Source organism: Catellatospora sp. NPDC049111, from assembly GCF_040648615.1.
Lineage (GTDB): Bacteria > Actinomycetota > Actinomycetes > Mycobacteriales > Micromonosporaceae > Catellatospora > Catellatospora aurea.
This window is the reverse complement of the sequence record NZ_JBEZEB010000040.1, coordinates 1-26,414: the sequence shown is the minus strand read 5'-3', so window position 1 is coordinate 26,414 and position 26,414 is coordinate 1. Positions and strand designations below refer to the sequence as shown.

Genomic DNA, 26,414 nt, shown 5'->3' with positions numbered 1-26,414 from the left:
CAACTCTTAAAAAGTCGGGCTCACCGGCGCAGCCTGAAGCCGCGACTCGTCAAGAGTTGCGGCACGGGACGGGCGGTGGGGGGTCAGCCGCGCCAGAGTTCGAGCATCATGGCTTCGACGGCGATGCGGGGTTTGACGTTCGCGTCGATGGCGGTGCGGCAGGCGAGCACCGATTCGAGGCGGCGCAGGGTGCTCTCGGCGGTCCAGCGCTGGGCGGCGGCCTCGGCGAGCGCCGCGGTGTCCGCGTGCACGGGTGAGACCGGGCCGCCCCAGCGGGCGTTGAGCACGTCGCGGTAGAAGCCGGCGAGGTCCAGCAGGGCGCGGTCGAGGGCGTCGCGCTGGGCCCGGGTCGCCCGCGACTTCTGCCGCTTCTCCAGGTCCTTCAGCTGCCCGGCGATGCCGCGTGCCGCGCCCGCGGCGCCCTTGCCGGTGCCGCCCGCGCCGAGCGCCATCTCCAGCGCGGCCCGCTCGGTGGCGTCGGTCTCGGCGACCGCGGCGGCGGCCTCCGCCTCGGCGGCCTCGATCAGCGAACTCGCGGCGTCGAAGCAGGCGCCCACACCGGTCAGCTGGCGTGGCACGGCCAGCACCGCAGCCCGCCGGTCACGGGCCTGGCTGTCCGCGGCGAGCCTGCGTGCCCGCCCGACATGGCCCTGCGCGGCCGCGGCGACCCAGGCGGCGGTGCGCGGGTCGACGCCGTCGCGCTCCACCAGCAGCGTGCTCACGGCTTCGGCGGCCGGCTGGCGCAGTGGCACCAACCGGCAGCGCGACCGGATGGTGACGGAGATGTCGTCGGGGTGGTCCGAGGGCGCGCAGAGCAGGAAGATCGTCCGGTCCGGCGGCTCCTCGACGGCTTTGAGCAGCGCGTTGCCGGCGGCCTCGGTGAGCCGGTCGGCGTCCTCGATGAGCAGCACCTGCCAGCGGCCGTTGGCCGGGGTGGTCGCCGAGCGCAGCACCAGCTCACGCATCAGCGCGACCGGGATGCTCAGCCCGTCGGGCACCACGAAGCGCACGTCCGGGTGGGTGCCGCCGAGCGTGGTGTGGCATCCGGCGCAGTGGCCGCAGCCGGGTCCGGCGGCCTGGTCGGTGCACTGGAGCGCGGCGGCGAAGCAGCGGGCGGCGACCGAGCGGCCGGAACCGGGTGGGCCGGTGAACAGCCAGGCGTGGGTCATCGCGCCCGCGCCGACGGCCTCGCCACGCAGCACCGCGTCCCCGGCACGGGCGGCGGCCCGCAGCGTCGCGACAGCCTCGGGCTGGCCGACGAGCTGGTCGAAGACGTCCGTCACGCTGCCACCTGCCCGTTCACCCTGGCCACGACCATGTGGTCGGACCGCTTCTCGCACTCCGTGGCGACGGGGTGGGCGAGGTGCGGCCACTTGCCGCCGCGCCCGCTCATGCCTGCTCCCGCCACTCCACCGACCTTACGGGGACCCGCTGACACGGTCCATCCGCCGCCCTCGGCTCAAGCCCGAGTAGCCCGTAACTCGGCGGGCGTCCCGTCGGCGACGGGCGGCTCACCCGGCGCGGGAACCCGGCCGGCGGTGCCGCCCCCGGCCCCGTCGACGGAGGCGGGCAGCGGCGGCAGCAGCTTCGCGACCCGGATCGCGATCTCCGCGGCCAGCTCCTGCTCGTCCCGGGTGCCGTCAAGCACCAGGTAGCGGGCCGGATCGGCGGCGGCCAGGTCGAGGAACCCGTGCCGAACCCGCTCGTGGAAGTCGATCGACTCCTGCTCCAGGCGGTCGGCCTCGCCGCGCCGGCCGACCCGGGCCAGCCCGGTCTGCGGGTCGATGTCGAGCAGCACCACCAGGTCGGGCTTGAGGCCGCCGGTGGCCCAGGCGGACAGCCAGGAGATCTCGTCGACCGGCAGGGTGCGCCCGGCCCCCTGGTATGCCAGTGAGCTGTCCACGTACCGGTCGGAGATGACGATCTCGCCGCGGCGCAGCGCGGGGCGCACCACGGCCGTCACGTGGTGGGCGCGGTCGGCGGCGTAGAGCAGCGCCTCGGCCCGCGGGGCCAGCGCGCTCGCGCCGACCGGCCCGGACGCGCTGGTGTGGGTGTCGAGGACCATCTTGCGGATGCGCGCGCCGATCTCGGTCGCCCCGGGCTCGCGGGTCACCACCACGGACCGGCCGTCGGCCAGCAGGTGTTGGGCCAGCTGGGCGATCTGGGTCGACTTGCCCGCGCCCTCGCCGCCCTCGAAGACGATGAACACGCCGGCCTTCGCCGAGGGCTCGGCGATGCCGAGCGGGCGGCCGCGCATCGAGCTGACCAGGTCGGCCAGCAGCGGCACGCCGGGCTTGTCGTCCATCTGGCGCAGCGCCCAGAACCCGGCCAGGATGCCCAGCACCCCGGCGATGGCCAACAGCACCCGGGTCGAGGAGATCGGGACGCCGGTGCCGCCCACGTCGTGCGAGCCGCCCAGGCCGACCAGCACGCCGGACAGCGAGATGGCCAGCATCAGCACCACCCGGGTGCCGGTCTGCACCACGGCGAAGACGCGGCCGCGCACCTCGTCGTCGACCTCGCCGCCGAGCAGCGTGGTCCCGGACAGGAAGGCCATGCCCGCGCCGGAGCCGACCAGCAGCGCGCCGACGACGGCCAGCGACAGGTGCGGGACCAGGGCGAGCAGCGCCACGGACGCGCCCGCCAGCATGATGCTCAGGCAGAACCAGCGCCGCCGGGACAGACCGCCGATCAGTCGCGGACCCAGGGCGATGCCCAGCCCCAGCCCGATGAAGATGGCCGCGAACAGGATGGCGAAGGTGGCGTCGCCGCCGCCGAGGGACAGCGCGAAGAACTGGCCGGTGCCGATGACCACGCCGCCGGCCGCGAACGCGCCCAGGATGCCCAGCACCAGGCCCCGGACCATCGGCGTCTTGCCGATGAAGCGCCAACCGTCGGTGAACTGGCGCAGCATGCTGGTCTCCTGCTTGCCGCCGCCGTTGTGGCCGGAGATCTCCCGGATGCCGTAGAAGACGACCAGGGCGCTGGCCAGGCGGGAGAAGGCGAGGAAGTACAGGGCGAGGCTGGACGGGGCGGCCCAGGCCGCGACGACCACGCCGGAGCGCTCCAGCCACTGGTAGAGCTGGTTGAGCCCGGCCAGCACCGCTGCGGCGAGCACCGGCGTGATGCCGTACGTCGTGATGAGGGTGAGCTGGTTGGCGGCTTCGAGACGGGCGCGCGGGATCAGGTTCGGGACCGCGGCGTCCTTGGCCGGGATCCAGATCAGCGTGATCGCCTCGATGAGGAACGTCGCGGCGGCCGCCCAGCCGACCGTGATCTTGGCGTCGGTGGAGTAGAGCGCGACGGTCGGGATCGTGGCGAACAACACGAATCGCAGCAGGTCACAGATGACCATCGTGTAGCGCCGGTCCCACCGGTCGGCCATCACGCCGGCCAGCGGGCCGAGCACCAGCGCGGGCAGCAGGCGCACCGCGATGACCGAGCCGAAGGCCAGGCCCTTCGCGGCGTTGCCGGACACCTGCGCCGAGGCGAACGTGGCCGTGGCCAGCAGGCCCAGCCAGTCGCCGAGCGAGGCGACGCTGAGCACCAGCCACAGGCGGCGGAACGGCCGGATGCGCAGGATCGCGCGCAGTTCCGCGCCGCCGGTCAGGTCCGCCTGGGCGGCCAGGAACGGCGCGGCGTCCGCTCCCTGCGATGGCGTGCTGATGGCCGTACCCTCCCCGCGTCACTGCCCGTCCTGGCCTCAGCGTGCTCGCTGTGCCTTGGCCATGGCAATAGCGCCCGGGCGTCCTGCGGCTTCACTCTAGTCCTGCCCCGGCAAGGGCCGACCCTGGTTCGACCCTGAAGACTTGCCACAAAAACGAGGGAGTGGTACGGCCCGGCGCCTGCTTATGCGAGAGCGAAGGTCTGCAGGTAGCCGCGTACCAGCCGCTTCGATTCTGCCAGCACGGCGGCGTCGCCGTCCGGGTGACGGCGGAACGCGAGCTTGATCAACGCGTCGGCGGCCTCGACCGAGACGGTCAGCGCGAAGCGCAGCTCCCGCGAGTCCGGCGCGTTGTGGAAGCGGATGAGCAGGTCCGCCAGGTGATCGGCGATCACCGCGTTGTTGTCGCGCTCCGCGTCGATCAGGTGCACGTCCACCACGTCGCCGAAGTGCAGCGTACGGAAACCGGGCACGCTGCGGTGCAGCTCGATGTACTCCTCGATGGCCCCGTCGACGCCGTCCCACCAGTGCGCGAGCTCGCCGGCGGGGATCCGCTCGGCCAGCCGCTCCAGGTATGCCTCGACGTTGCGCAGGGTCAGCGCCTGCACGATGGCCCGCTTGTCCGGGAAGAACTGGTAGACCGACCCGATCGCGACGCCGGCCCGCTCGGCGAGCAGCGTCGTGCTGAGCCCGTCGTAGCCGACTTCGTCGATCAACTCAGCGCACGCGTCGAGCATGCGCTGCACCCGCGCGACACTGCGCCCCTGTACCGGCACCCGGCGCAACGGCCCGGCACTGACAGCTGGTGTGGACACTGATCCGCTCCTCACCGCGGCGTACGTTCCGGGAACCGAACCGGTCGCCACGCTCGCATCGACACCCTACCCAGGGTCAACGACCCTGGGCAGGGTCGGTAAGCGGTCAGCTTGCTGTCTTCTTCGCGGCAGCCTTCTTTGGCACGCTCTTGGCGGCCCCCGTGGCGGCCTTCTTGGCGGTCGCGGCCTTGGCCGTGGTGGCCTTCTTCGCAGCTCCAGCCTTTGTGGCCTTCGTCGCCTTGGCCGCGGTCGCCTTCTTCGCGGGCGCCTTCTTCGCCGGAGTTTTCTTCGGAGCCGGACCCTTGGCCCGCTTCTCCGACAGCATCTCGCTGGCCTGCTCGATCGTCAGGCTCTCCGGGGTCTGCCCGCGCCGCAGCGACGCGTTGGACTCCCCGTCGGTCACGTACGGCCCGAACCGGCCGTCCTTGATGACCAGCGGCTTGTCGGTGAGCGGGTCGACGCCCATCTCCCGCAGCGGGGGCTGCGCCGCGCGGCGGCCCCGCTGCTTCGGGGCGGCCAGCAGCGCCAGCGCCTGCTCCAGAGTGACCGTGAAGAGCTGCTCCTCGTTCTCCAGGGACCGGGAGTCGCCCTCACGCTCGATGTACGGGCCGTACCGCCCGTTCTTGGCGAAGATGTCCTGGCCCTCGGGGTCCTTGCCGACCAGCCGGGGCAGCGACAGCAGCCGCAGCGCGTCGGCCAGCGTCAACTGGTCCGGGGCCTGCGTCTTGAGCAGGGACGAGTTGGTCTCGCCGCTGGACACGTACGGGCCGTACCGGCCGGACTTGAGCACGACCGGCTCGCCGGTCTGCGGGTGCTCGCCGAGCTTGCGCTCGCCGCCGCCGCCGAGGAACAGCTCGTCGACCTTCTCCGGGGTCAGCTCGTCGGGCGCGACGCCGTCCGGGATCGAGACGCGGTCGCCCTCGGACGCGGTCTCGGCGTCCGGGTCGGCGTCGTCGGCGACCGGGCCCTTGCCGTTGCCGGCGTGCGCGCCGCGCTGCAGGTACGGCCCGAACTTGCCGACCCGGACCACCACGTCACGGCCCTGGTCGTCGGTGAACAGCTTGATCGAGTTGATGCTGCGCGCGTCGATCGCGCCGAGGTGCTCGGTGACCAGCTTCTTCAGGCCACCGGCCTGTGCCACGCTGCCCTCGGCCGCGGTCGGCGAGCCGAAGTAGAAGGAGGTCAGGAACTCCAGCGCGGTGGCGTCGCCGCCGGCGATCTGGTCGAGCTGGTCCTCCATCGCGGCGGTGAAGCCGTAGTCGACCAGCCGCGGATAGTGCTGCTCCAGCAGCCCGATCACGGCGAACGCGACGAACGTCGGGATCAGCGCCTGGCCCCGCTTGATCACGTAACCGCGGTCCTGGATCGTCTGCATGATCGACGAGTACGTCGACGGGCGGCCGATGCCCAGCTCTTCCAGTGCCTTGACCAGCGAGGCCTCGGTGTAGCGGGCGGGCGGCTGGGTGGTGTGGCCGACGGCCTCCAGGCCCTCCTCGGTCAGCTTCTGGTCCTTGACCAGCACCGGCAGCTTGCGCTCGGCGTCGTCGGCCTCGGCGGACTCGTCGTCGGACGACTCCACGTACGCCCGCAGGAAGCCGGGGTCGGTGATGGTCCGGCCGCTGGCCGCGAAGTCGGCCTCCTCGTTCTGCGCCGTCGTGGCACGGATGCGCACGCTCACCGTCATGCCGACCGCGTCGGACATCTGCGAGGCGATGGTGCGCTGCCAGATCAGCTCGTAGAGCCGGTACTCCTCGGTGGACAGCTCGTTGCGGACCGCGCCCGGGGTACGGAAGGTGTCACCGGCGGGGCGGATCGCCTCGTGCGCCTCCTGGGCGTTCTTGACCTTGCCGGAGTAGCGGCGGGGCTGCGGCGGCACCGCGCCGGAGCCGTACAGCTCGGCGATCTGGGTGCGGGCGGCGGCGATGGCGGACTCGGAGAGGTTCACCGAGTCGGTACGCATATAGGTGATGTAGCCGTTCTCGTACAGCCGCTGCGCGGTGCGCATCGTGGCCGCTGACGAGAAGCGCAGCTTGCGGGCCGCCTCCTGCTGCAGGGTCGAGGTGATGAACGGCGCGTACGGCTTGCGCCGGTACGGCTTCTCCTCGACCTTGGTGACGGTGAACGGCCGGTCGTCGAGCCGGGCGGCCAGGCCGCGCGCGCCGTCGCCGTCGAGCTGCACGACGCCCGAGCCGGGGCGCAGCTTCCCGGTGGTCGGCTCGAAGTCCTTGCCGGTGGCGATGCGGTCGCCATCCAGCGCGATCAGGGTCGCGGTGAACGTGCGCGGGCCGGTCTCGCTCGCCTTCTCGACGGCGAGGGTGGCGGTGATGTCCCAGTAGTCGGCGGCGCGGAAGGCCATGCGCTGCTTCTCGCGCTCGACCACGATGCGGGTCGCGACCGACTGCACTCGGCCGGCGGACAGGCCGCGCTGAACCTTCTTCCACAGCACCGCGGACACGTCGTAGCCGTAGAGGCGGTCGAGGATGCGCCGGGTCTCCTGCGCGTCGACCAGGTCGCGGTCGATGTCGCGCGGGTTGGCCACGGCGGCCTGGATGGCCGGCTTGGTGATCTCGTGGAACACCATGCGCTTGACCGGCACCTTGGGCTTCAGCGTCTCGACCAGGTGCCAGGCGATGGCCTCGCCCTCGCGGTCCTCATCTGTGGCCAGCAGGACTTCGTCGGCGTCCTTCATCAGGGCCTTGAGGCGCGTGACGTGCTTCGCGCGGTCCGGGTTGACGATATATACCGGGGCGAAGCCGTTGTCGACGTCGACGCCGAGGTAGGCCCACGGCTCCTTCTTGTACTTCTCCGGCATCTGCTTGGCGCCGGCAGGCAGGTCGCGGATGTGCCCGAGGCTCGCCTCGACGACGTAACCCGGGCCGAGGTACCCCGAGATCGTCTTCGCCTTCGCCGGAGACTCGACGATGACTAGACGGTTCCTGGAAGCTGTCGGCACGTTTCTTCTCCGCAGTGGTCCGGGTGGCTGGCGCCGCCGGGTGGTGGCGGCCGGTCTGAGGTGGCTCGGTCTGAGGTTACGCAGCGGTCGGTCACGGTGGGCGTCGCGGGAGCGACACGGTCCGCGGATGTCCAAGGTAACGCTCAGTGTGCGCCAGGGGTTGCGCACCCCATCGACGTACGGGCACATTCCTGTGACCGCAGACACCATACTCCCCGCCACAATACGGACAAGGGGGATTCCCGGGTGGCAACCATCTGATCGAGGTGCTCCCGCTCACTGTCCGGCCGCGCGCGCCTCCAGCTCGGCCCTCATCTCCGGGAACTCCGACCACTCCCCGGTCAGGTCGACCCCGAGATCGGGAAAGAGTTTCTCCAGGTCAGCCGCGTGCTGCGAGCCGTCCTGCGGCATGAACAGCTCCGGCCGCCCGCCCAATGTGATCTTGACGGGCACCATCGACATGCCGAGCATCCCGTCCGGGCCGGGCGCGCCGCACACCGTCTTCGCCCAGATGGTGGTGAGCTGCCCGACATTGCTCGCCCCCTCGGGGGCCGCGCCGAACGAGCGCACGCTGCACGCCACCGGGGCGCCGTCCGGTGCGGTGCGGTCCTTGAAGTCGATCTCCATCAGCTGCCGGACCAGCCGGTTCGCGTCCTCGGTCAGCGCCTCGCCCGGCCGCAGCGCCATCGCGTCGTCGTCGTCGCCGCAGCCGGCCGCCGACGTCGCCAGCAGGGCCGTGGTGAGCAGGATCAGCAGCGGTCGCTTCAACTCAGGCCCATTCGTGTCGGGCGGCGTGCCAACCCAGCTGCATGCGGGTCTCCACGCCGGCCAGGTCCATCAGGTGGCGCAGCCGCCGCTGCAGGGTGCGCAGCGACAGGTCGAGCTGCGTCGCGACCGCCTGGTCCGTCAGGCCCGACAGCAGCAGCGACAGGATCCGGCGGTCCAGCTCGGTGGGCCCGTCGGTGTCCAGCTCGACGTACGGTAACCCGTCCGACCCCAGGCTCGACAGCTCCAGCGGGTAGGCGCGCTGCCATACCGTCTCGAACAGGGCTTCCAGCGCGGCGAGCAGCCCGCTGCGGTGCAGCAGCACGGCTCCCGGCTCGCCGCCCGGGACCGTCGCGTGCGGGGCGGTGACCGGCACCAGGGCGAGGTCGCCGTCGGCGAGGATCAGCTTCATCGGCAGCTCGTCGGCCACTCGCAGCTCCACGCCGCGCTCCAGCGAGTCGACGACCTCGTCGATGATGCCGGGCTGGGCCAGCACCGAGCGCTCCAGCACGACCCGGAAGCGCACCCCGCGCGCCGCGGCGGCGTCCTCCTGCGCGTTGGAGCCCGGCGGCACGGCGATGTAGGGCGCGGTGACGAAGTTGCGGATCTCCGTACGGGCCGCCTGCTGCACCTGCTGGAAGCGGTGCCGGATGGCGTCGACGCCGGAGACCACCTCGATCAGCTCGCTGATGCTGCGCCCGGCGACCGCCGCCCGGTGCTCCTCGGCGAGGGTGACCAGCGCCTGCTCGGCAATGCGCAGCCCGTCACGGCGCTCGGTGATCAGCGCGCCCAGCGCCATCGCGGGCGGCGCGGCGACGAAGGCCTCTCCGCCGGAGCGCAGTGCCAGGCCGTTCTCCACCAGGCGCGACAACGCCTGATCGACCACGGGCTCGGGCCGGTCCAGCAGGTCGGCCAGCAGCATCGCGGTGGCACTGGGCCGGCCGAGCAGGGCTCGGTAGACGAACTCCTCCTCAGGGTCGAGCCCGAGCACACCCAGCATCGGCGACCTGCCCCTTTCCGTCAGCGGCGGCGGGGAGAGTATGCGCCATACCGGCAGATCTTGAATAGACCCTGCTGGCGACCCCGGTGACGGGAAGGGCCCCGGGGAGTCGCCTCCCCGGGGCCCGACACTGGGGCTCATCGCAGGCCGTAGGCCCGGATGACTTCGTGCTTCACGCTGAACCCGGCGTCGGTCGCCGCGCTGCCGCGGATCGACAGGAAGCCGCCGGACTTGCCGTTCGCCTTGAACGAGCCCGTCCAGTAGCCGTCGGCGCCCTTGACGAGGTTGACCTTCTGCCAGGTCTTGCCGTCGTCGTAGGAGACGTTCAGGGTCACCGTCTTGATCTTGCCAGGCACGGTGCCCAGGTCCATCGACACCGGGTGCAGGCGGATCTGCTGCCAGGCGCCGGCCTTCACGTCACCGTGCAGGTCGGTCTCCAGCAGGTAGTCCAGGTTCAGCACCGAGAACGGCTGGAAGTAGTCCGAGTCGACGAAGCCCGACATGAAGGTCCACTCGCTGTGCGTACGGGTGGACAGCCGGAACTGCTCGGCGGACCGCTCCGCGTCGAGCACGGCCCGGTACGGCAGGTACTCCGCCGGCACCTCCTTCCACTGCATGTCCGCGCTGAACGCGTTGTCGTGGATCAGCGTGTCGCCCTGGAACACCTGCAGGTGGGTCGGCGTCGCGCCCCACGGCAGGTAGCCGCCCAGCCGCATGGTGTCGCTGGCCGAGCTCCACGGCTGCACGTTCCAGGTCAGGTAGTTCTGCGCGCGGGAGTTGTACACGCCGAACGAGTCGCTGAAGCCGGGCCGGGCCGCCGGGGCGAACCAGTCGGTGCGGGTGGTGCTGCCCTTGGCGTACGTGTTGACGCCGGACACCATCTCCCACGGCATCTCCGTGGCGATCTGCTGCGCGTGCGACTCGACCCAGACCTGGCCCGGGGTGACCCACTCGGTGCGGGTGCCCGGGTGCCACTCGCGCTCGTGGAAGCCGAGCGACGGGCTGAGCGTCAGGTCGTACCGGTAGCCGGAGGCGTCGCCCGGCGTCGCGGCGTTGTACCAGCGAGCGTCGATCTTGGCGAGGTCCCGCTGGCTCGGCTTGTAGACCAGCGGCTTGTTCGGCACCTGGCCGGGATAGTCGCGGGCCAGGTCGTAGACGAACGGGGTGTACTCCACGCGCTTGGCGGTGAAGGTGATCCAGCCCAGCTTCGCCATCTTGATCAGCAACTGCCCCGCGTCCCGGTGCACGGAGGCGACCGGAACGGTGGACTCGCCCGCGTACTCCATCGAGGTGCCGGGGCGGTCGCTGATGAAGACGACGGCCTTGGCCCCGTCGGCGATCGCGTTGGCGACGCGCTCGTCCGCGGTGACCTCGTCGCTGCGCTCCACCACGGCGATCTTGCCCTTGGCGTTGACCTTCTTGAAGTCGGCCGCGGAGCCCTTGCCCGCGTACACGGCCTTCAGGTGGTCGGTGGCGGTGCCGAGCAGCGAACCGGCCTGCGTGGTGGCCGGGATGTCGAACAGCCCGCCGAACGCGGTCAGGCGGAACATCGGCTCGCCCTTGCGCCAGCGCGAGGTGAAGATGAACTCGCCCTTGGTCATCGGCTCGGTCGGCGACACGTAGAGGTCGTCGTACATCGGCGGGACCTGGTATGCGCCGCGCACGTCGAACCAGGAGTCCAGGCCGGTGAAGTGGACGTTGAAGTCCACCTTGCGCTGGCGGTCCTCGGTGCGCTGCGGCGCCTCGGTCTGCAGCAGGCGCGCCTTGCTCGCGTCCAGCACCACCTCGGCGGGCCCGTCGCCGAGCACCGTCTCCGGGTCGACCAGCACGGCCAGACCGCTGCGGTCCGAGCGCTCACCGGCGACGTCGAGGTAAGACGCGATGGTGTAGACGCCCTTCGGCATGCGCAGGGTGACCGAACCCTCGATGTACGCCGAGTACGGCCACTGGTCACCGGCCATGTTGATGCCGACGTAGCCGGCGGCCGGCTTGCCGTCCCGGCCGATCAGCTTGATGGTGAGGTCGTAGCGCTCGTCTTCCTTGATCAGGGCGACCGAGGTGCGGGTCACCGGCTGGCCGGTGCTCGCGTCGGTGCCGACCACGTAGCCGACGTGGCGCTGGCCCGCGGCGGCGGCCTGCGGGTCGCCGGTGACCGGGACGGTCGCCTTCGCGCCCGCCGGGATCGTCACCGAGGTCGCACCCAGGGTGAACGGGCCGCCCGCGTTGGTCTGCGCCAGGTTCAGCGTGACGTCGGTGGCGCCGGTGTTGGTGAAGGTCAGGTCCTTGGTGACCGCGACGTCGCTCGCCTCGTGCGGCCAGGTGTAGTTGCCGAAGAACAGCGAGCCGGTGCTCCGGACGCCGGTCTTCACGGCGGCGGCCACGTCGAGGCGGCCGGTGCCGACCTCGTACGGCGAGTACCCCTCGGCCAGGCCCTTCGCGCTGCTCATCAGGTGTTCCTTGAGCATCGCGCCGGTCCAGTCGGGGTGCTGCTGGGCCAGGATCGCGGCCGCGCCCGCCACGTGCGGGGTGGCCATCGAGGTGCCGCTGATGGTGCGGTAGAGGCCCTCGCCACCGTCGGTCATCTGCTGCGAGCGGGCCGCGGTGATGTCCACGCCCGGCGCGGCGATGTCCGGCTTCATGCCGCCGGAGTAGGCCAGCGGGCCGGTGCTGGAGAAGTACGCGAGCTGGTCCTGCTTGTCCGTGGCGGCCACGGTCAGCGCCGAGGCGGCCGCGCCCGGGGTGGAGATGCTCTCCGGGCCCGCGTTGCCGGCGGCGATGACGAACAGCGCGCCGTACTGCGCGGACAGCGCGTCGACCGCCTGCGACATCGGGTCGCTGCCGTCGGTCGGGTAGGTGTCGCCGAGGCTCATGCTGACGACGTCGGCGCCCTGCTGGACGGCCCACTCCATGCCCGCGATGATCCAGGAGTCCTGGCCGTAGCCCTCGACGCCGCCGAGCACCTTGCCGACGATCATGTCAGCGTCCGGGGCGACGCCCTTCAGTTCACCGTTGGAGGCTGCGCCGGTGCCGACGATCGTAGAGACGACGTGGGTGCCGTGACCGTTGACGTCGTCGGTGGCCGACTCGCCCGGCACGAAGCTGGCCGTGCCGTCGATGACTCCGGCCAGATCGGGGTGGCTGACGTCGACGCCGGTGTCGAGCACCGCGACCTTCGAACCCTTGCCCGTGTATCCGGCGGCCCAGGCCTCGGGCGCGCCGATCAGCGGCACGCTCTCCTTCAGGTTGACCTCGACCCGGCCGTCGAGCCACAGCTTGGCCACACCCTCGCCGAGGACCGCGTTGCCCCTTCCAGCCGTCGTGCTGCCCTGTGGCACGACGGTCTTCCAGAAGGAGCGGGCCTGCTTCTTGTCGGCGGTGAGCGCCGCGCCCCGGATGCCGTTGAGCTTGCGGGTCAGCTTGCTGCCACGGGGAGCCTTCGGCTCGCCGGCCGCGCGGGTCTGCGCCGCGGTGTACGTGGCGATCAGCGGCACGCCCGACGACTTCGCGTCGTCGTAGCCCATCTCGATCAGGTCGGTGACGTTGAACAGCCGCCGGTCGAGCTTGTTCGCGCCGAGCAGCGCCACCGCCTCGTCGGGGATGACGTACAGGTCGCCCTTGATCTGCTGCATGCGCACGCCGCCGAGCGCGTTGGCCGGCCGGTCCACATCGGCGATCTGCTTGCCGTCGGCCATCGTGGTGACCGTGACGACGTCGCCGGTGACCAGCGTGACCTTGTGGGTCGCCGTCGGCTTGGCGGGGGTGGTGGGTTTGCTCGGCGCGGCGACCGCGGGCGCCTGCAGGACGGCGAGACCCGCCGCCAGCAGCGGTGCCGCGGTGGCCGCCGAGATCAGCTGCCAGCGCCTGCGCCGGAAGCGGGAAGGCTGTGAGGGGGAGAACATGACAACGGTCTACCGGCCCGTTGTTTCGTAGTGAATAGATGGCGTTGGCGGGGTTACGCCATGGCGAAACTCCGCCAACCCGCAGGTGGGGCCGGTGCCCCCGGCGCTCCGGCGGGAGGACCGGGACAAATTGGCCATGTCGGCGGTGCGCTAGCCTCTGACCTGCGATGTCGTGTCGGGCTGTGGTCCTCTGCCACCGTCCGGCCGTACGCTGGATCGATCTAGTAACGCGGCGGAGGAGTGCGAGGTGGAGTTCCGGCTGCTCGGACCCGTCTCGGCGGACGCCGGAGACGAGGCGGTGCCGCTCGGCGGCGCGAAACCGAAAGCCCTGCTCGCCGCACTGCTCCTGGAGCACGGCCGGGTGGTGTCCGCCAGCCGGCTGGTCGACATCCTGTGGGCCGACGACCCGCCCGACACCGCCCGCGCGCTGATCCAGACCTACGTCTCCACGTTGCGCCGCACCTTCGCCAGGCACGGTGCCGGCGACCTCATCACCACCGCCGCCCCGGGCTACGTGATCCGGATCGAGCCGGACACGCTCGACGTCGAGGTCTTCACCGGATTGCTGGCGCAGGGACGTGCCGCGGCGGCGGCCGGCGACCACGCCGGAGCCGCCGCGCTGCTGCGCCGCGCCGACGCGCTCTGGCAGGGCCCCGCGCTGTCCGGCCTGGACGCCACGGAGCTGACCGTGCAGGCGTCCCGGCTGGACGAGCTGCGGGCCGCGGCCGTCGAGGAGCGCATCGCCGCCGAGATCGCCGCCGGGCTGTGGGGCGACCTGGTCGGCGAGCTGACCGTGCTGATCGGGCACCGGCCGACCAACGAGCGGCTGCGCGGCCAACTGATGACCGTGCTGTACCGGCTGGGCCGCCAGGCCGAAGCGCTGGCCTGCTACCGCGAGGGCCGCGACGTGCTCATCGCCGAGCTGGGCGTGGAGCCCGGCCCGGAACTCACCGCGCTGCACCACGCGATCCTGCGGGGCGGCACCGAGCAGCTCGCGGTCGCGGCCCAGTCACCGGAGCTGGCCGGACCGGGCACGGTGCACCCCGTGCCCGCGCAGTTGCCGCCGGTGCCGGCCGACTTCACCGGCCGGGCCGCCGAACTGGAGGCGCTGGCGCATGCCCTGCTGCCGACCGGCGGCGCCCCGGCCGTGCAGGTCATTGCCGGTCCGGGTGGCACCGGCAAGTCCACCCTGGCCACCGCGGCGGCCCACCGGCTGGCCGAGCACTTCCCGGACGGCCAGCTCTACGCGGAGCTGCGCGGCATGAGCGACGTGCCGGCCGAGCCGGGCGAGGTGCTGTCCCGGTTCCTGCGCGCGCTCGGCGTCGAGCAGGCACAACTGCCGGAGGGCCTCGGCGAGCGGGCCGACCTGTACCGCACGCTGCTGGCACAGCGCCGCATGTTGCTGGTGCTCGACGACGCCGCCTCGGAGCAGCAGGTGCGGCCACTGCTGCCGGGCCACCCGGGCAACGCCGTCGTCATCACCAGCCGGGACCGCCTGGCCGGGCTGTCCGGCACCACGCTGACGGACCTGCGCGTGCTGGAGCCCGACGAGGCCCTGCTGCTGCTGCGGCGGCTCGCCGGGGACGAGCGGGTCGACGAGGACCTCGACGCCGCCCGCCGGATCGTCGAGTACTGCGGCAACCTGCCGCTGGCGCTGCGCATCGTCAGCGCCCGGCTGGCCGGCCGGCGGGCGCTGCCGCTCAAGCCGCTGGCCGACCGGCTCGCCGACGAGAGCCGCCGGCTCAACCACCTGTCCGCCGGCGACGTCGGCGTACGCAGCAGCATCGAGCTCAGCTACCGGGCGCTGGACCCCGACTGCCGCGCCACGCTGCGCCGGCTGGGCTGGTTCGGCGTGCCCGACTTCTCGCCCTGGGTGGTGTCCTGGCTGGTCGAGACCTCCCTGGCCGAGGCCGAGGAGCTGGTCGAGCAGCTGGTCGACGCGCAGCTGGTCGAGTTCGTCGGGGTGGACCGCATGGGCGGACTGCGCTACCGCCTGCACGACCTGATCCGGCTGTACGCCCGCGAGTGCGCCGCGCTGGAGGAGCCCGCCCAGGACCTGGCCGACGCGGTGGCGCGGGCGCTGCGCGGCTGGCTGGCGCTGATACACCGCACCGCCGTCGACTCGCCGCCCGCCGAGATCCGGTGGCGGCGGCCGTTCAGCCCGCACGACGTATCGGAGGAGCTGACCGCGCTGGTCATCGCCGACCCCTGGGACTGGTTCGAGGCGGAGCAGTCCGCGCTGGCCTCCGGGGTGGAGCGGGCGCTCGCGCTCGGCCTGTACGACCTGGTCTGCGAGTTCGCCTCGGCCCGCAACGCGTCGGCCTTCATGGGTGCGAACCGGTTCGCGGCCCGCACCCGGGTGATCGAGGCCGCGCTGACCGCGGCCCGGCGCGCGGGCAAGCCGCACGACGAGGCGGTGATCCTCACCGAGCTGGGCCAGCTGCGCTACGACCAGGACCACTACACCGAGGCGCGGCGGCAGTTCCGGGCCGCGCTGAGCCTGTTCCGCGAGCTGAACGACCTCCCCGGGCAGGCGGCCGCGCTGGCCGGGCTGGGCATCGCGTGCCGTGAACCGGGCCGCTTCGCCGAGGGCGTGCACTTCCTCGACCAGGCCGCGACGCTGCTGCACGACGCCCACGACGACATCGGCATCGGCTACTCCCGGCGCATCGCCGGCTCGGTGCGGCTGGAGCTGGGCGACTACGAGCGGGCGCTGGCCGACCTGACCGAGTCATTGGCCGCGTACCGGCGGGCCGGCAGCCGCCTCGGCGAGGGGCACACCCTGCGCACGCTCGGGCTCTACCACCGGGCCCGGGACGAGTGGGCGCAGGCGGAGCGGCGCTGCGCCGAGTCCGCCGCGATCTTCCACGACCTCGGTGACGAGCTGATGGAGGCGTACGCGGTGCGCGCCCTGGCCAAGGCGCGGATGCGCCAGGGCCACCACGGCGAGGCGCTGCCCCGGCTGGAGTGGGCGCTGTCGGTCAGCCACACCATGGGCGACCGCTGGGGCCAGGGCGCGACGCTGCGCGTGCTGGGCCAGCTCCACCTCGCCGAACACCGGCTCGACCTGGCCGAGGCCTGCTTCGACGCCGCCCACGACATCTGGCAGGCCATGGACGTCCCGGTCTGGCAGGCCCGCCTGGAGCTGGACCGGTCCCGCCTGCTGGCGGCCCGCGGCGACGCGGCCGCCGCGCAGACCGCCCGCGCGCGGGCCCGTCGCACCTTCCACGATCACGGGGCGCGCGAGATCCGAGAGCTCGACGGCGACCGCTGAGGCGGCCACCGGCCTGACGCCGGTCTATTACAGAAAAGTTCCAGCGCGGCCTGCGAGTCTTTCTCCTGTCGGAGATACGGGTGGCTCGGCACGGGGCGAGCCACCCGTCCCGGCGTTCACTTCGCGACCGGGCAGGTGGGGGACCCCTCGGGCGCATACCGGGGCGGGCCGGGGGCGGGGAGGGTTGTCATGGCGGAGATGGTGCTGCTGTCGGACACGGCGGTCGTGGAGACACCGGTGGCCGAGTGCGACGAGTGCCTGATCGACCTGCGTACGGTCGGCGCGCTCAGGCTCGACCCACGGCTCGCCGACGGCGAGGGAGCCTTCGCCCACGTCCGCCTGAGCGTGGTGGACCGGCTGGTCACCGCCCAGACGCTGCTGCCCGCCGGGATGCGGCTGCTGATCGTCGAGTGCTACCGCCCGCTGGCCCTGCAGCAGGAGTACTTCGACTCCCACAAGCAGCGGCTGCGGGTCATCCAGCCCGGCCACGACGAGGCCTGGTATCACCGCCGGGCCAGCCGGTACATCTCCCCGCCGGAGGTCGCCCCGCACGTCGCCGGCGCCGCGGTGGACCTGACGCTGTGCACCGCCGACGGCGTGGAGCTGTGGATGGGCACGCAGGTCAACGACACCGACAGCGAGGCCTGCCACACCGACTCCGAGAACGTCTCCGCCGAGGCCGCCCGCAACCGGCGCTACCTGTGCGACGCGCTGACCTCGGTCGGCATGGTGAACTACCCGACCGAGTGGTGGCACTGGTCCTACGGCGACCGCTACTGGGCACACGTCACCGGCGCGCCGGTGGCCCGCTACGGCCCGGTCAAGTCGCTGCCGGTGCGCACCGGCCCCGTCGTCCCGGCCTGATCCGGCTCGACCCCGGCCGGCGTAGGCGTGATCTGACCGGTGTCCAACTGTCCGGCCACCACCGGCCGGAGGCGCGGAGCCCGCGCGACCCGCACCGGACGCGGTTCTGCCTGCTCCTCGGAATGCACCTGGTCGCCTGACTCGTCCGCGACAACCTGGTCGCCGGGCCACGCGCCCAGCGGGGCCGTCGCCGGGCGCTCGCCGACCAGCTCGCGGAGCCGGGCTACCCGCCGCCGCCCGCTGATCCGCAGCACCGGCCCCCGGCCCAGCTCGGCCATGCAGGCCAGCGCGGTGAACGCGCGCAGCGCCGGTGCCGCGCAGTGTTCGTCGCTGGCCCCCAGCCGCAGGACCGCGCCATCGCCCTCCGGGTCGACCGAACCCGCCGCCGCGAACCACAGCCGCAGCCGCGCCCCGTCGAGCGCGAACCCGGCCGGCGGGCGCTTGCCCGACCCGCGCAGCCACGCCTCCGCCAGCGGCGCGAGCATGCCGGTGTACGCGGTGCGCACCCCGAAGTGGCCCTCGATCGCGGCCGGCTCCCAGCTGGTCTCCAGCCCTCGTACGGTGAACTCGGCCGCCAGCGCGTGCACCCGCCAGGCCGCGTCGACGACCACCGACACCCGCGCCGTGCCGCCCATCCGGGTCACCTGGCCCGGCCCGACGAGCAGCCCCGCGAGGTCGTACGCCGAGGGGCGGGCCGACTCGGCGGAGAACATGGCCAGCTGGCGGTTCAGAGACACTCCGGCACCTCGCCGAACGCCTGTTGCAGCTCGGTGGAGCGCAGCTCGCTGGTGTCCAGGGCGCTGTCGTCGTACTCCTGCTGCAGTTTCGTCATCACCGCGCTGACGCCCTGGTAGAAGGCGGATGCGTCGTCCGTGGACAGTGCGCGCAGCGCTTCGCCGGCCCGGCCGTAGGCGTCGCGCACCTGCGCCAGCGACCCGGTCACCCCGTCGGCGATCGCATCCCCGCCCTCGACCTCGGGCACTCCCGCGTCCGCGATGCGGCCGCGCGCCTTCTCACTGGCGTCACGTGCCCCCTCCAGCATGCGGACCAGGTTCTCCTTGGCCTGCTGGGGCGTCGTCGAGGTGGGCGTCTGCTGCTGTGCCCGGGTGGTCAGCGTCGCGATCTCCTCACGCCACGGATTGAGCGCCGAGCAGACCGACGCCGCCCACACCCGCGGCGGCGGCCCGTCCGCCACACACCCACCCGTGACCGCCGCCACCACAACGAGCAGCGGCAGGAAACCAGCGCGGGGCCTACGCATGATGTGCAGCCTAGCGCCGACCCCTCCGCCCGCGGCGATCTTGCACGGATGTACCCCACGACACGGGCAAACGGGGCACCGCCGGGGCCATTCACGCAAGATCGCCGCTGCGGGGAGTTGTGGGAGCGGGGCAAAAAGGAGCGGCGCCCTCCCCGTGGGGAGGGCGCCGCAGTGGTGCGGTGCGTCAGGCGTTGACCTTCTCGCGCTGCGTAGGCGCAGCGTCAGCTTTTCCCTGGTCGTCGCCGCCGACGGTGATCGGCTTCCGCTTGCTGATGACCACGGCCACCACGATCACCGCGGTCGCGCCGAGGGCGATCAGGTTGCGCGCGGTCGCGTTCTCGGTGGAGCCGTACCAGAGCGCCACCACGGCGGGGGCGATCAGCAGCGACACCAGGTTCATGACCTTGAGCAGCGGGTTGATGGCCGGACCGGCGGTGTCCTTGAACGGGTCGCCGACCGTGTCGCCGATGATGGTCGCCTCGTGCGACGACGAGCCCTTGCCGCCGTGTGCGCCGTCCTCGACCATCTTCTTCGCGTTGTCCCACGCGCCACCGGAGTTGGCCAGGAACACCGCCATCAGGGTGCCCGCGCCGATGGCGCCGGCCAGGTACGCCGCCAGCGCGCCCGCGCCGAGGCCGAAGCCGACGGCGATCGGGGCGAGGACCGCGAGCAGGCCCGGGGTCATCAGCTCACGCTGGGCGTCGCGGGTGCAGATGTCGACGACCTTGCCGTACTCGGGCCGCTGGGTGCCGTCCATGATGCCCGGCAGCTCGCGGAACTGGCGGCGCACCTCGTGCACCACCGCGCCGGCCGAACGCGACACCGCGTTGATGGCCAGACCCGAGAACAGGAAGACGACCGACACACCGATCAGCAGACCGACCAGGTTGGCCGGGTTCGCCACGTTGAGCATGTCGTTGACGAAGCCCTCCGCGGTCTCGCCGGCCTCGGCCAGGGAGACGCCCAAGGTGTCGGTGTACGACCCGAACAGCGCGGTCGCGGCCAGCACGGCCGTCGCGATCGCGATGCCCTTGGTGATCGCCTTGGTGGTGTTGCCGACCGCGTCGAGCTCGGTCAGGGTGCGGGCACCCTGCTCGTCGATGTCGCCGGACATCTCCGCGATGCCCTGGGCGTTGTCGGAGATCGGACCGAAGGTGTCCATGGCCACGATGACGCCGACGGTGGTCAGCAGGCCGCAGCCGGCCAGCGCGATGGCGAACAGCGACACGACCAGCGTGCCACCGCCCAGCAGGAACGCGCCGTACACCGCGCCGCCGATGAGCAGCGCCGAGTAGACGGCCGACTCCAGGCCGACGCTGATGCCCGCGAGCACCACGGTGGCCGGGCCGGTCTCCGACGACTTGCCGATGTCCTGCACCGGGCGACGGCCGGTCTCGGTGAAGTAGCCGGTCAGCGCCTGGATGGCGGCGGCCAGCACGATACCGATGACGACCGCGCCGATGGCGACGGTCTGCGGGTTGCCGCTGATCTCCGGCTTGCCCAGCTCGCCGAAGGTCTTCGGCAGGTAGTACAGCGAGGCGCCGGCCACCGCGACCGCGGACAGCGCGGCCGAGATGTAGAAGGCGCGGTTGATCGCCTGCAGGCCGTTCTTGTCGGACTTGCGCAGGCGGGTCAGGAACACGCCGACGATCGCGATCAGCACACCGATGGTGGACACGATCAGCGGGAAGACGAGGCCCTCCACGCCGAACGCGGCCCGGCCCAGGATCAGCGCCGCGACCAGGGTCACCGCGTACGACTCGAACAGGTCGGCCGCCATGCCGGCGCAGTCGCCGACGTTGTCGCCCACGTTGTCGGCGATGGTCGCCGCGTTGCGCGGGTCGTCCTCGGGGATGCCCTGCTCGACCTTGCCGACCAGGTCCGCGCCGACGTCGGCGGCCTTGGTGAAGATGCCGCCGCCGACCCGCATGAACATCGCGAGCAGGGCAGCGCCGAAGCCGAAGCCCTCCAGCACGGTCGCGGCGTCGACGCCGTAGATGAAGACCACCAGCGCCGCGCCGAACAGGCCGAGGCCGACGGTCAGGAAGCCGACGACACCACCGGTGCGGAAGGCGATCGCCATGGCGGCCTCGCGGCCGCCGTCGGCCTCGCGGGCCGCCGCGGCCACCCGCAGGTTGGCGCGGGTCGCCAGCGCCATGCCGGCACCGCCGATGAAGGCGCTGAACAGCGCGCCCACCACGAAGAACGCGGAACGGCCGATCTTCAGCGCGGTGTCGTTGTCACCGTCGCCGTGGACCGGCAGCAGGAAGAGCAGGATGACCGCGAGCACCACGAAGATGCCGAGCGTCTTGAACTGGCGGAACAGGTATGCCGACGCGCCCTCCTGGACGGCGCCGGCGATCTCCTGCATCTTTTCGGTGCCCTTACCGGTTGCCAGCACGGACCTGACCAGCACGGCGGCGAAACCCAGCGCCACCAGTGCGATCACAGCCGCGACGACCACGTACGAAACGTTTGCGCCGGTAAGGGTCAGCTCGCTGCCGGGGGCAGCGAGGATGGACCCGGACATCTTTGTCCTCCCAAAGATCACGATCTACTTGTGAGGCAGCCGTGCCGAGGGTCACGAGTGACGTCGGTTACGGCCTGGAAACAACCCGTGAACTGTAAACCGGACACGTGGTCCGGGTCACACCCGCCACCTGCTGTGTCGCGGTGATCTTCGTTGCTGCGCCCGTCCCGGGTTGTGCGGTACGCTCAGCGACTCTATGCCCGCAGATGAGTGAATCAGCGCCCAAGACGCGAGGCGCGCCGGACCGGCCACGCCATCTGCACCTCGGTGCCGGGCCCGCTCTCCAGCGGACGGACCTGCAGATCCTTCACGATCGCCTGCAACAGGCTGGCGCTCACGTCGACGGTGAGCTGCTCCTCGTCGGTGATCTGCTCCTCGTCGCCGGCGTGATCCCACACCTGCACGAGATAACGGTCGCCGTCGCTGAACGCGACCGCGACCACGTCGCGCAGGCCGACCCGCTGGTGCCGGGCCACCGCCCGCGCGCACGCCTCGCCGATCGCCAGGCGCACTTCGTCGAGCTGGTCGTCGGGCACCCCGGCACGCCGGGCTACGGCCACGCCGACGAGCCGCGCCGTACGCACGTGCGCGGGTTCAGGGGTGAATTCAAGCCGGACGGTCGCCATGTCCGCGCGGGTCAACTCGCGGTGGCCGCGTCGACGGACGGGTACAGCGGCAGCACCTGGTCCAGCGCGGTGATCCGGAAGATCTTGAGGAGCGACTCCCGCGAGCACACCACGCCGAAGGAGGCTCCCACCGCTCGCGACTTGCGCAGCTGGCCGACCAGCACGCCGAGGCCGGTCGAATCCATGAAGTCGACCCGGGCGAGGTCGACCACCACCGCGGTCACCCCGCTGTCGAGCAGCTCGGCGATGCGTTCGCGGAGTTTCGGAGCGGTGTAGACGTCCACCTCGCCGCCGACCTCGAGCACGGTATGCCCGGCGACGACACGCGTGGCCAGCGACAGCTCCATCGGCACCTCCTCTACGACGTCCGGTCACTGCCCGGAATCACTCCGTGCATCCGATCCTCATGCATCTAACCACTGGTCGGGTTTCCGGGCTACGCGCCCTTTGCCCTTAACGCGCACTCGGGACGGGGTGACGACGACCGCTGGCCGACGCCCGCCCCGCGGTGGCAGAGTGCTGGAGTGGACCTGCTGCCGTACTGGCTCAAACGTGACCAGGTCACGCACGTCGAGCTGCTGCCCGCGCGGGCCGGGCGCGCCGCCGCGTGGCCGTCCTGGGTCCCCGCGCCACTGCTCGACGCCCTACGTGACGGCGGCATCACCGCGCCCTGGGAGCACCAGGTCGAGGCCGCCGAGCTGGCCTGGGGCGGCGCCGACGTCGTCATCTCGACCGGCACCGGCTCCGGCAAGTCGCTGGCCTACCAGCTGCCCGCCCTGTCCGCCGTGCTCACCCGGCCCCGGGCCCGCGTCCTCTATCTCGCGCCGACCAAGGCCCTCGCCGCCGACCAGCACCGCGCGCTGACCGGCCTGAACCTGCCCGGCCTGCGGGCCGCGGTCTGCGACGGCGACACCCCGCGCGAGGAGCGCGACTGGATCCGCCAGCATGCCAACGTCATCCTCACCAACCCCGACCTGCTGCACCACAGCCTGCTCCCCGGCCACCAGCGCTGGTCCGGCGTGCTGCGCAACCTCCACTACGTGATCGTCGACGAATCCCACAGCTACCGCGGCGTCTTCGGCGCCCACGTCGCCCACATCCTCCGCCGCCTGCGCCGCCTCACCGAAAGGAAGGGCACCTTCACATCGGATTCCGTAGAGGAAGGGCACCTTCTTAACGCCGGGCGCCCGGGGGCGCCTCGGCTTGCGCGCGAGGGTGGGGGTGGGAGGGGGCCGGTGTTTTTGCTGGCTTCCGCCACGTCGGGTGATCCGGCGGGTAGTGCGAGCAAGCTGATCGGGCGGCCGGTGCGGGCGGTCACCGAGGACGCCGCCCCGCGCGGGTCGATGACCTTCGCCCTGTGGGAGCCGCCGGAACTGCCGGGCGCGGACAGCAACGGCGACGCGGCCCCGGTCCGCCGCTCCGCGCTGCGGGAGACCGCCGACCTGCTCGCCGACGCGGTCGTCCAGGGCGTACGCACCCTCGCCTTCGTCCCGTCGCGCCGCGGCGCCGAGGTCGTCGCCGTCAACGCGCGCGCCGCGCTGGAGGAGGCGCAGCCCGGACTCGGCCGCCAGGTCGCCGCCTACCGGGGCGGCTACCTGCGCGAGGAGCGGCGCACCCTGGAGCAGCAGCTCACCGACGGCACCCTCACCGGGCTTGCCACCACCAACGCCCTCGAACTGGGCATCGACGTCACCGGCCTGGACGCGGTGCTGCTGGCCGGCTACCCCGGCACCCGCGCCGCCGTCTGGCAGCGCGCGGGCCGCGCGGGCCGGGCCGGGCGCGACGGGTTGTGCGTGCTCGTCGCCCGGGACGACCCGCTGGACACCTACCTGGTGCACCACCCGCAGGCGCTGTTCGGCAAGACCGTCGAGGCGACCGTGTTCGACCCCGCCAACCCGTACGTGCTCGCCCCGCACCTGTGCACGGCCGCCGCCGAGCAGCCCCTCACCGAGGCCGACCTGCCGCTGTTCGGCGCGGACGCCGCCCTGCTCGACGAACTCGTCGCCGCGGGCGCACTGCGCCGCCGCCCCACCGGCTGGTACTGGACCCACCCGCAGCGCCCCGAGATCGACCTGCGCGGCACCGGCGGGCCGCCGATCGCCGTCATCGAAGCCGCCACCGGCCGCCTCATCGGCACCGCCGACGCCGGAGCCGCCCACCACCACCTGCATGCCGGGGCCGTCTATACCCATCAGGGCCGCACCTACGTGGTACGCGAACTCGACCTCGCGGATGGGGTGGCCCTGGTCGAGGCCGACAACCCGCCGTACTCCACGCACGCCCGCGACACCATCGACCTCACCGTGCTGGAGGTCCGCTCGCACGTCGACGCCGGGCCGGTCCGGCTGTTCCTCGGCGAGGTCGAGGTGACCAGCCAGGTCGTGTCGTTCCAGCGGCGGCGGATGGACAGCGGGGAGGTGCTCGGCACCTGGCCCCTCGACCTGCCCACCCGTACCCTGCGCACCGTCGCGGTCTGGGCCACCCTCGCGGAGTCGGCGGTCGCCGGGCTGGAGGACCTGCCCGGCTCGCTGCACGCCGCCGAGCACGCCGCGATCGGCCTGCTGCCGCTGGTCGCGAGCTGCGACCGATGGGACATCGGCGGACTGTCGACGGCCCGGCACGCCGACACCGACGCGCCGACCATCTTCGTGTACGACGGCCACCCCGGCGGGGCGGGTTTCGCCGAACGGGCGTACGGCATGGCCGCTGAATGGCTCGGCGCGACTCGGACCGCGGTCGCCGAGTGCGCCTGCGAACGCGGCTGCCCGAGCTGCGTCCAGTCCCCCAAGTGCGGCAACGGCAACAACCCGCTCGACAAGCCCGGCGCCGTCACCGTCCTTGACATCATCCTCACCCACCTCCCCGCGCCCACCTCGGCGTAATCGTTTCCGCCCGGGTCGCTGCGCCGCTCTCGGGGAAGATCGCTGTTTCCGGTCAAGATCTGCGGTTGAACCGCAGGTTCTGACCGGAAACAGCGATCTCTCACCGTGGTCTGGTCCGCAGCGGGGAGGTGGGGCGGGCGAGTCGGCGGCGGACGGCCGTGATCTGGCGGATAACGCCGTCCAGGTCCTCTGCCAGATCACGCCAGGTGAACCGCAGGACCGTCCACCCGGCGCGGACCAGCCGGTTCTGCCGTTCCCGGTCGTGCTGGAACCGGTCCCCGGCACTGTGCCACGCGCGGCCGTCGACCTCCACAGCCAGCTGGATCTCCAGGAATCCGAAGTCGACTTCCCCGATCAGCCCGTCCGCGTCATGAACCAGCACGTTGGCCCGCCAGCCCTCGATCCGCGCCCGCCGCAGTCCCTGCACCAACAGCCGTTCCGCCACCGAACGCGCCCCATGCGCATGCCGCGACACCGCCCTGACCAGACGGTGTATCCCATGCTGCCCCACCATCGCCTGCACCCTGGCGACGAAACCGTCGAATGTGATCAGCCGACGCTGCAGCGCCCGGTCGATCACCGGGTCGGCCTGGTCCGGGCTCAACTCGCGGACGCAGTCGACGACGGTGCGCTCCGGTGCGGTCAACAGGACTCCCTCGATCAGAACCAGGTCCGCCGGGTCCAGCAGTTCCCGACGGACCGATACACCGGGCAGCCGCACCCGTCGTTCCGGCGCAATGATGAGACTGGTCCGCAGACCAGGCACGTCCAGCCCATAGCGCCTGGCCGCGGACGGTCCGGTCAGCACCGCATCGGGCACGGCCAGCAACGCGGCCCGGTCCCGTAGCAACGGCGTGACCGTCCGCCCGGCCCGGGTCATCACCTGACCGAGCACCACCTGCCAGTCCCGCCGCCGCAGCCGCCGCCGAACCTGGTCGTCGGTAAACCCGCACGCCTTCGCGTCATCCCTGGTGAACAGCCCGGCTTGGCGCGCGGCCAGGTCGTCGAGCTGCGCGTGATCGCTATTTCCGGTCATGATCTGCAGTCACACCTCGCTTTCTGTCCCCAAACAGCGATCTCCACCCGCACGACCCGTCACGGACCCCGTAACCGGCCGGCGGTGGCCGTGCCAGGCCCGCGCGCCCGGGTCACCGTTGACTTGCGGATCGGGCCCGGCGCACCGGTGCCTCCGGAGCGCACCTGGTCAGGTCACCTCGCGGACCGGGCCCGCCACGGCGGTGGCCTCGGCCGCGCCCGCCCCGGTGACCACCTGCACGGAGAGGGTGAGGTCAAGGCCGTCGAGGCGGCAGGCGGTGACCGTCGCCGCGTTGGCGGCCGCGATCCGCCCGGCCCGTTCGCATGCCGCCGTGGCGCCTTCGATCGCCGCCGCCGCGCCCGCGAGGGCGCCCAGGTCCGCGGCCGTGCGCGCCTGTTCCCGGGCGACCAGGTGCGCGCCGTCCACGGCGACCACGGTGCCCGCGGCCACGAAGACCAGGCCCACGCCGAGGGCATACAGCGAGCTCACGGCGCACCCGGTTCGCGGGCGGCGGTCGCGGTGCAGGTCAGCACGGTCACCCGGAGGGAGCGCCGCACCGTCGCCGTGACCGTGTCCCCGGCGACGTCGACGCCCGCCCCGCCGGACACCTCGTCACCGCGGGCGGCGGCGAGCGCCGCGTCACGGGCGGCGGCCACGCAGCCGAGTTTCACGGTCACCGCGGTGACCGCGCCGATGCCGGTGACCAGCAGGAGCACCACGGCGGGTAGCGGCCCCCCCCCCCCCCGGGGGGGGGGCGCCCCCGCCCGGAGGGGGGCCCCCCGGCCGCGGGGGTATACCCCCGCCGCCCCCCCCCCCCGCCCCGCCGGGGGGGGAGCGAGAGCACC

The 26,414-nt window shown here is 72.3% G+C and carries 18 protein-coding genes; 3 read left to right on the top strand and 15 right to left on the bottom strand.

The window, feature by feature from the left end:
• Nucleotides 1–83: 83 nt before the first annotated feature.
• The 7 genes from AB0B66_RS34705 to AB0B66_RS34675 form a co-directional block, all read right to left on the bottom strand.
• Nucleotides 84–1,283, bottom strand: coding sequence for a DNA polymerase III subunit delta' (locus tag AB0B66_RS34705; protein ID WP_360538028.1), 1,200 nt, complete (start codon nt 1,281–1,283; stop codon nt 84–86).
• A gap of 176 nt (nt 1,284–1,459) precedes the next feature.
• Nucleotides 1,460–3,547 (bottom strand): dTMP kinase, encoded by a 2,088-nt coding sequence (tmk, locus tag AB0B66_RS34700; protein ID WP_360538026.1) that lies wholly within the window; start codon nt 3,545–3,547, stop codon nt 1,460–1,462.
• Between the two features lie 302 nt (nt 3,548–3,849).
• Nucleotides 3,850–4,479, bottom strand: a complete 630-nt coding sequence (locus AB0B66_RS34695) for a TetR/AcrR family transcriptional regulator (protein ID WP_360538024.1) — start codon at nt 4,477–4,479, stop codon at nt 3,850–3,852.
• Between the two features lie 106 nt (nt 4,480–4,585).
• Complete coding sequence (topA, locus tag AB0B66_RS34690; protein ID WP_360538022.1) at nt 4,586–7,432, bottom strand: type I DNA topoisomerase; 2,847 nt, start codon at nt 7,430–7,432, stop codon at nt 4,586–4,588.
• Nucleotides 7,433–7,708: 276 nt separating this feature from the next.
• Nucleotides 7,709–8,200: a hypothetical protein gene (locus AB0B66_RS34685; protein WP_360538020.1), complete on the bottom strand. Its 492-nt coding sequence runs from the start codon at nt 8,198–8,200 to the stop codon at nt 7,709–7,711.
• A gap of 1 nt (nt 8,201) precedes the next feature.
• Nucleotides 8,202–9,197 (bottom strand): helix-turn-helix domain-containing protein, encoded by a 996-nt coding sequence (locus AB0B66_RS34680; RefSeq protein ID WP_360538018.1) that lies wholly within the window; start codon nt 9,195–9,197, stop codon nt 8,202–8,204.
• Between the two features lie 137 nt (nt 9,198–9,334).
• Complete coding sequence (locus AB0B66_RS34675) at nt 9,335–13,096, bottom strand: S8 family serine peptidase (protein ID WP_360538016.1); 3,762 nt, start codon at nt 13,094–13,096, stop codon at nt 9,335–9,337.
• Between the two features lie 247 nt (nt 13,097–13,343).
• On the opposite strand from AB0B66_RS34675, the gene AB0B66_RS34670 reads away from it, so the two are divergent.
• Both AB0B66_RS34670 and AB0B66_RS34665 read left to right on the top strand, forming a co-directional pair.
• On the top strand, nt 13,344–16,370 hold the full coding sequence (locus AB0B66_RS34670) for a BTAD domain-containing putative transcriptional regulator (RefSeq protein ID WP_360538014.1): 3,027 nt from the start codon (nt 13,344–13,346) through the stop codon (nt 16,368–16,370).
• Between the two features lie 189 nt (nt 16,371–16,559).
• Nucleotides 16,560–17,234 (top strand): M15 family metallopeptidase, encoded by a 675-nt coding sequence (locus tag AB0B66_RS34665; RefSeq protein WP_360538012.1) that lies wholly within the window; start codon nt 16,560–16,562, stop codon nt 17,232–17,234.
• On the opposite strand, the gene AB0B66_RS34660 is transcribed toward AB0B66_RS34665, so the two are convergent.
• From AB0B66_RS34660 to AB0B66_RS34640, 5 genes are all read right to left on the bottom strand, one after another.
• Entirely contained in the window at nt 17,180–17,971 is a 792-nt protein-coding gene (locus AB0B66_RS34660) for a hypothetical protein (protein ID WP_360538010.1), read from the bottom strand. The genes AB0B66_RS34665 and AB0B66_RS34660 overlap by 55 nt on opposite strands.
• On the bottom strand, nt 17,962–18,495 hold the full coding sequence (locus tag AB0B66_RS34655) for a hypothetical protein (RefSeq protein ID WP_360538008.1): 534 nt from the start codon (nt 18,493–18,495) through the stop codon (nt 17,962–17,964). Before AB0B66_RS34655 ends, AB0B66_RS34660 begins: the two co-directional genes overlap by 10 nt.
• Before the next feature lie 184 nt (nt 18,496–18,679).
• Nucleotides 18,680–21,025, bottom strand: a complete 2,346-nt coding sequence (locus AB0B66_RS34650; RefSeq protein ID WP_360538006.1) for a sodium-translocating pyrophosphatase — start codon at nt 21,023–21,025, stop codon at nt 18,680–18,682.
• Between the two features lie 215 nt (nt 21,026–21,240).
• Nucleotides 21,241–21,651 (bottom strand): ATP-binding protein, encoded by a 411-nt coding sequence (locus AB0B66_RS34645; RefSeq protein ID WP_203697672.1) that lies wholly within the window; start codon nt 21,649–21,651, stop codon nt 21,241–21,243.
• An 11-nt stretch (nt 21,652–21,662) separates the two neighbouring features.
• The gene (locus AB0B66_RS34640; RefSeq protein WP_360538003.1) at nt 21,663–21,998 is read right to left on the bottom strand and encodes an STAS domain-containing protein; all 336 of its coding nucleotides are present in this window, start codon (nt 21,996–21,998) and stop codon (nt 21,663–21,665) included.
• 177 nt (nt 21,999–22,175) lie between these two features.
• On the opposite strand from AB0B66_RS34640, the gene AB0B66_RS34635 reads away from it, so the two are divergent.
• Nucleotides 22,176–24,533, top strand: a complete 2,358-nt coding sequence (locus AB0B66_RS34635) for a DEAD/DEAH box helicase (protein ID WP_360538001.1) — start codon at nt 22,176–22,178, stop codon at nt 24,531–24,533.
• 100 nt (nt 24,534–24,633) lie between these two features.
• Here AB0B66_RS34635 and AB0B66_RS34630 read toward each other — a convergent pair whose 3' ends face one another.
• The 3 genes from AB0B66_RS34630 to AB0B66_RS34620 form a co-directional block, all read right to left on the bottom strand.
• A complete protein-coding gene (locus AB0B66_RS34630; protein ID WP_360537999.1) occupies nt 24,634–25,569 on the bottom strand; it encodes a DUF559 domain-containing protein in 936 nt (311 codons plus the stop codon).
• A gap of 168 nt (nt 25,570–25,737) precedes the next feature.
• A complete protein-coding gene (locus AB0B66_RS34625; RefSeq protein WP_360537997.1) occupies nt 25,738–26,058 on the bottom strand; it encodes an Rv3654c family TadE-like protein in 321 nt (106 codons plus the stop codon).
• On the bottom strand, nt 26,055–26,288 hold the full coding sequence (locus tag AB0B66_RS34620) for a hypothetical protein (protein ID WP_360537995.1): 234 nt from the start codon (nt 26,286–26,288) through the stop codon (nt 26,055–26,057). The genes AB0B66_RS34625 and AB0B66_RS34620 overlap by 4 nt, the downstream gene beginning before the upstream one ends.
• Nucleotides 26,289–26,414 lie beyond the last annotated feature (126 nt).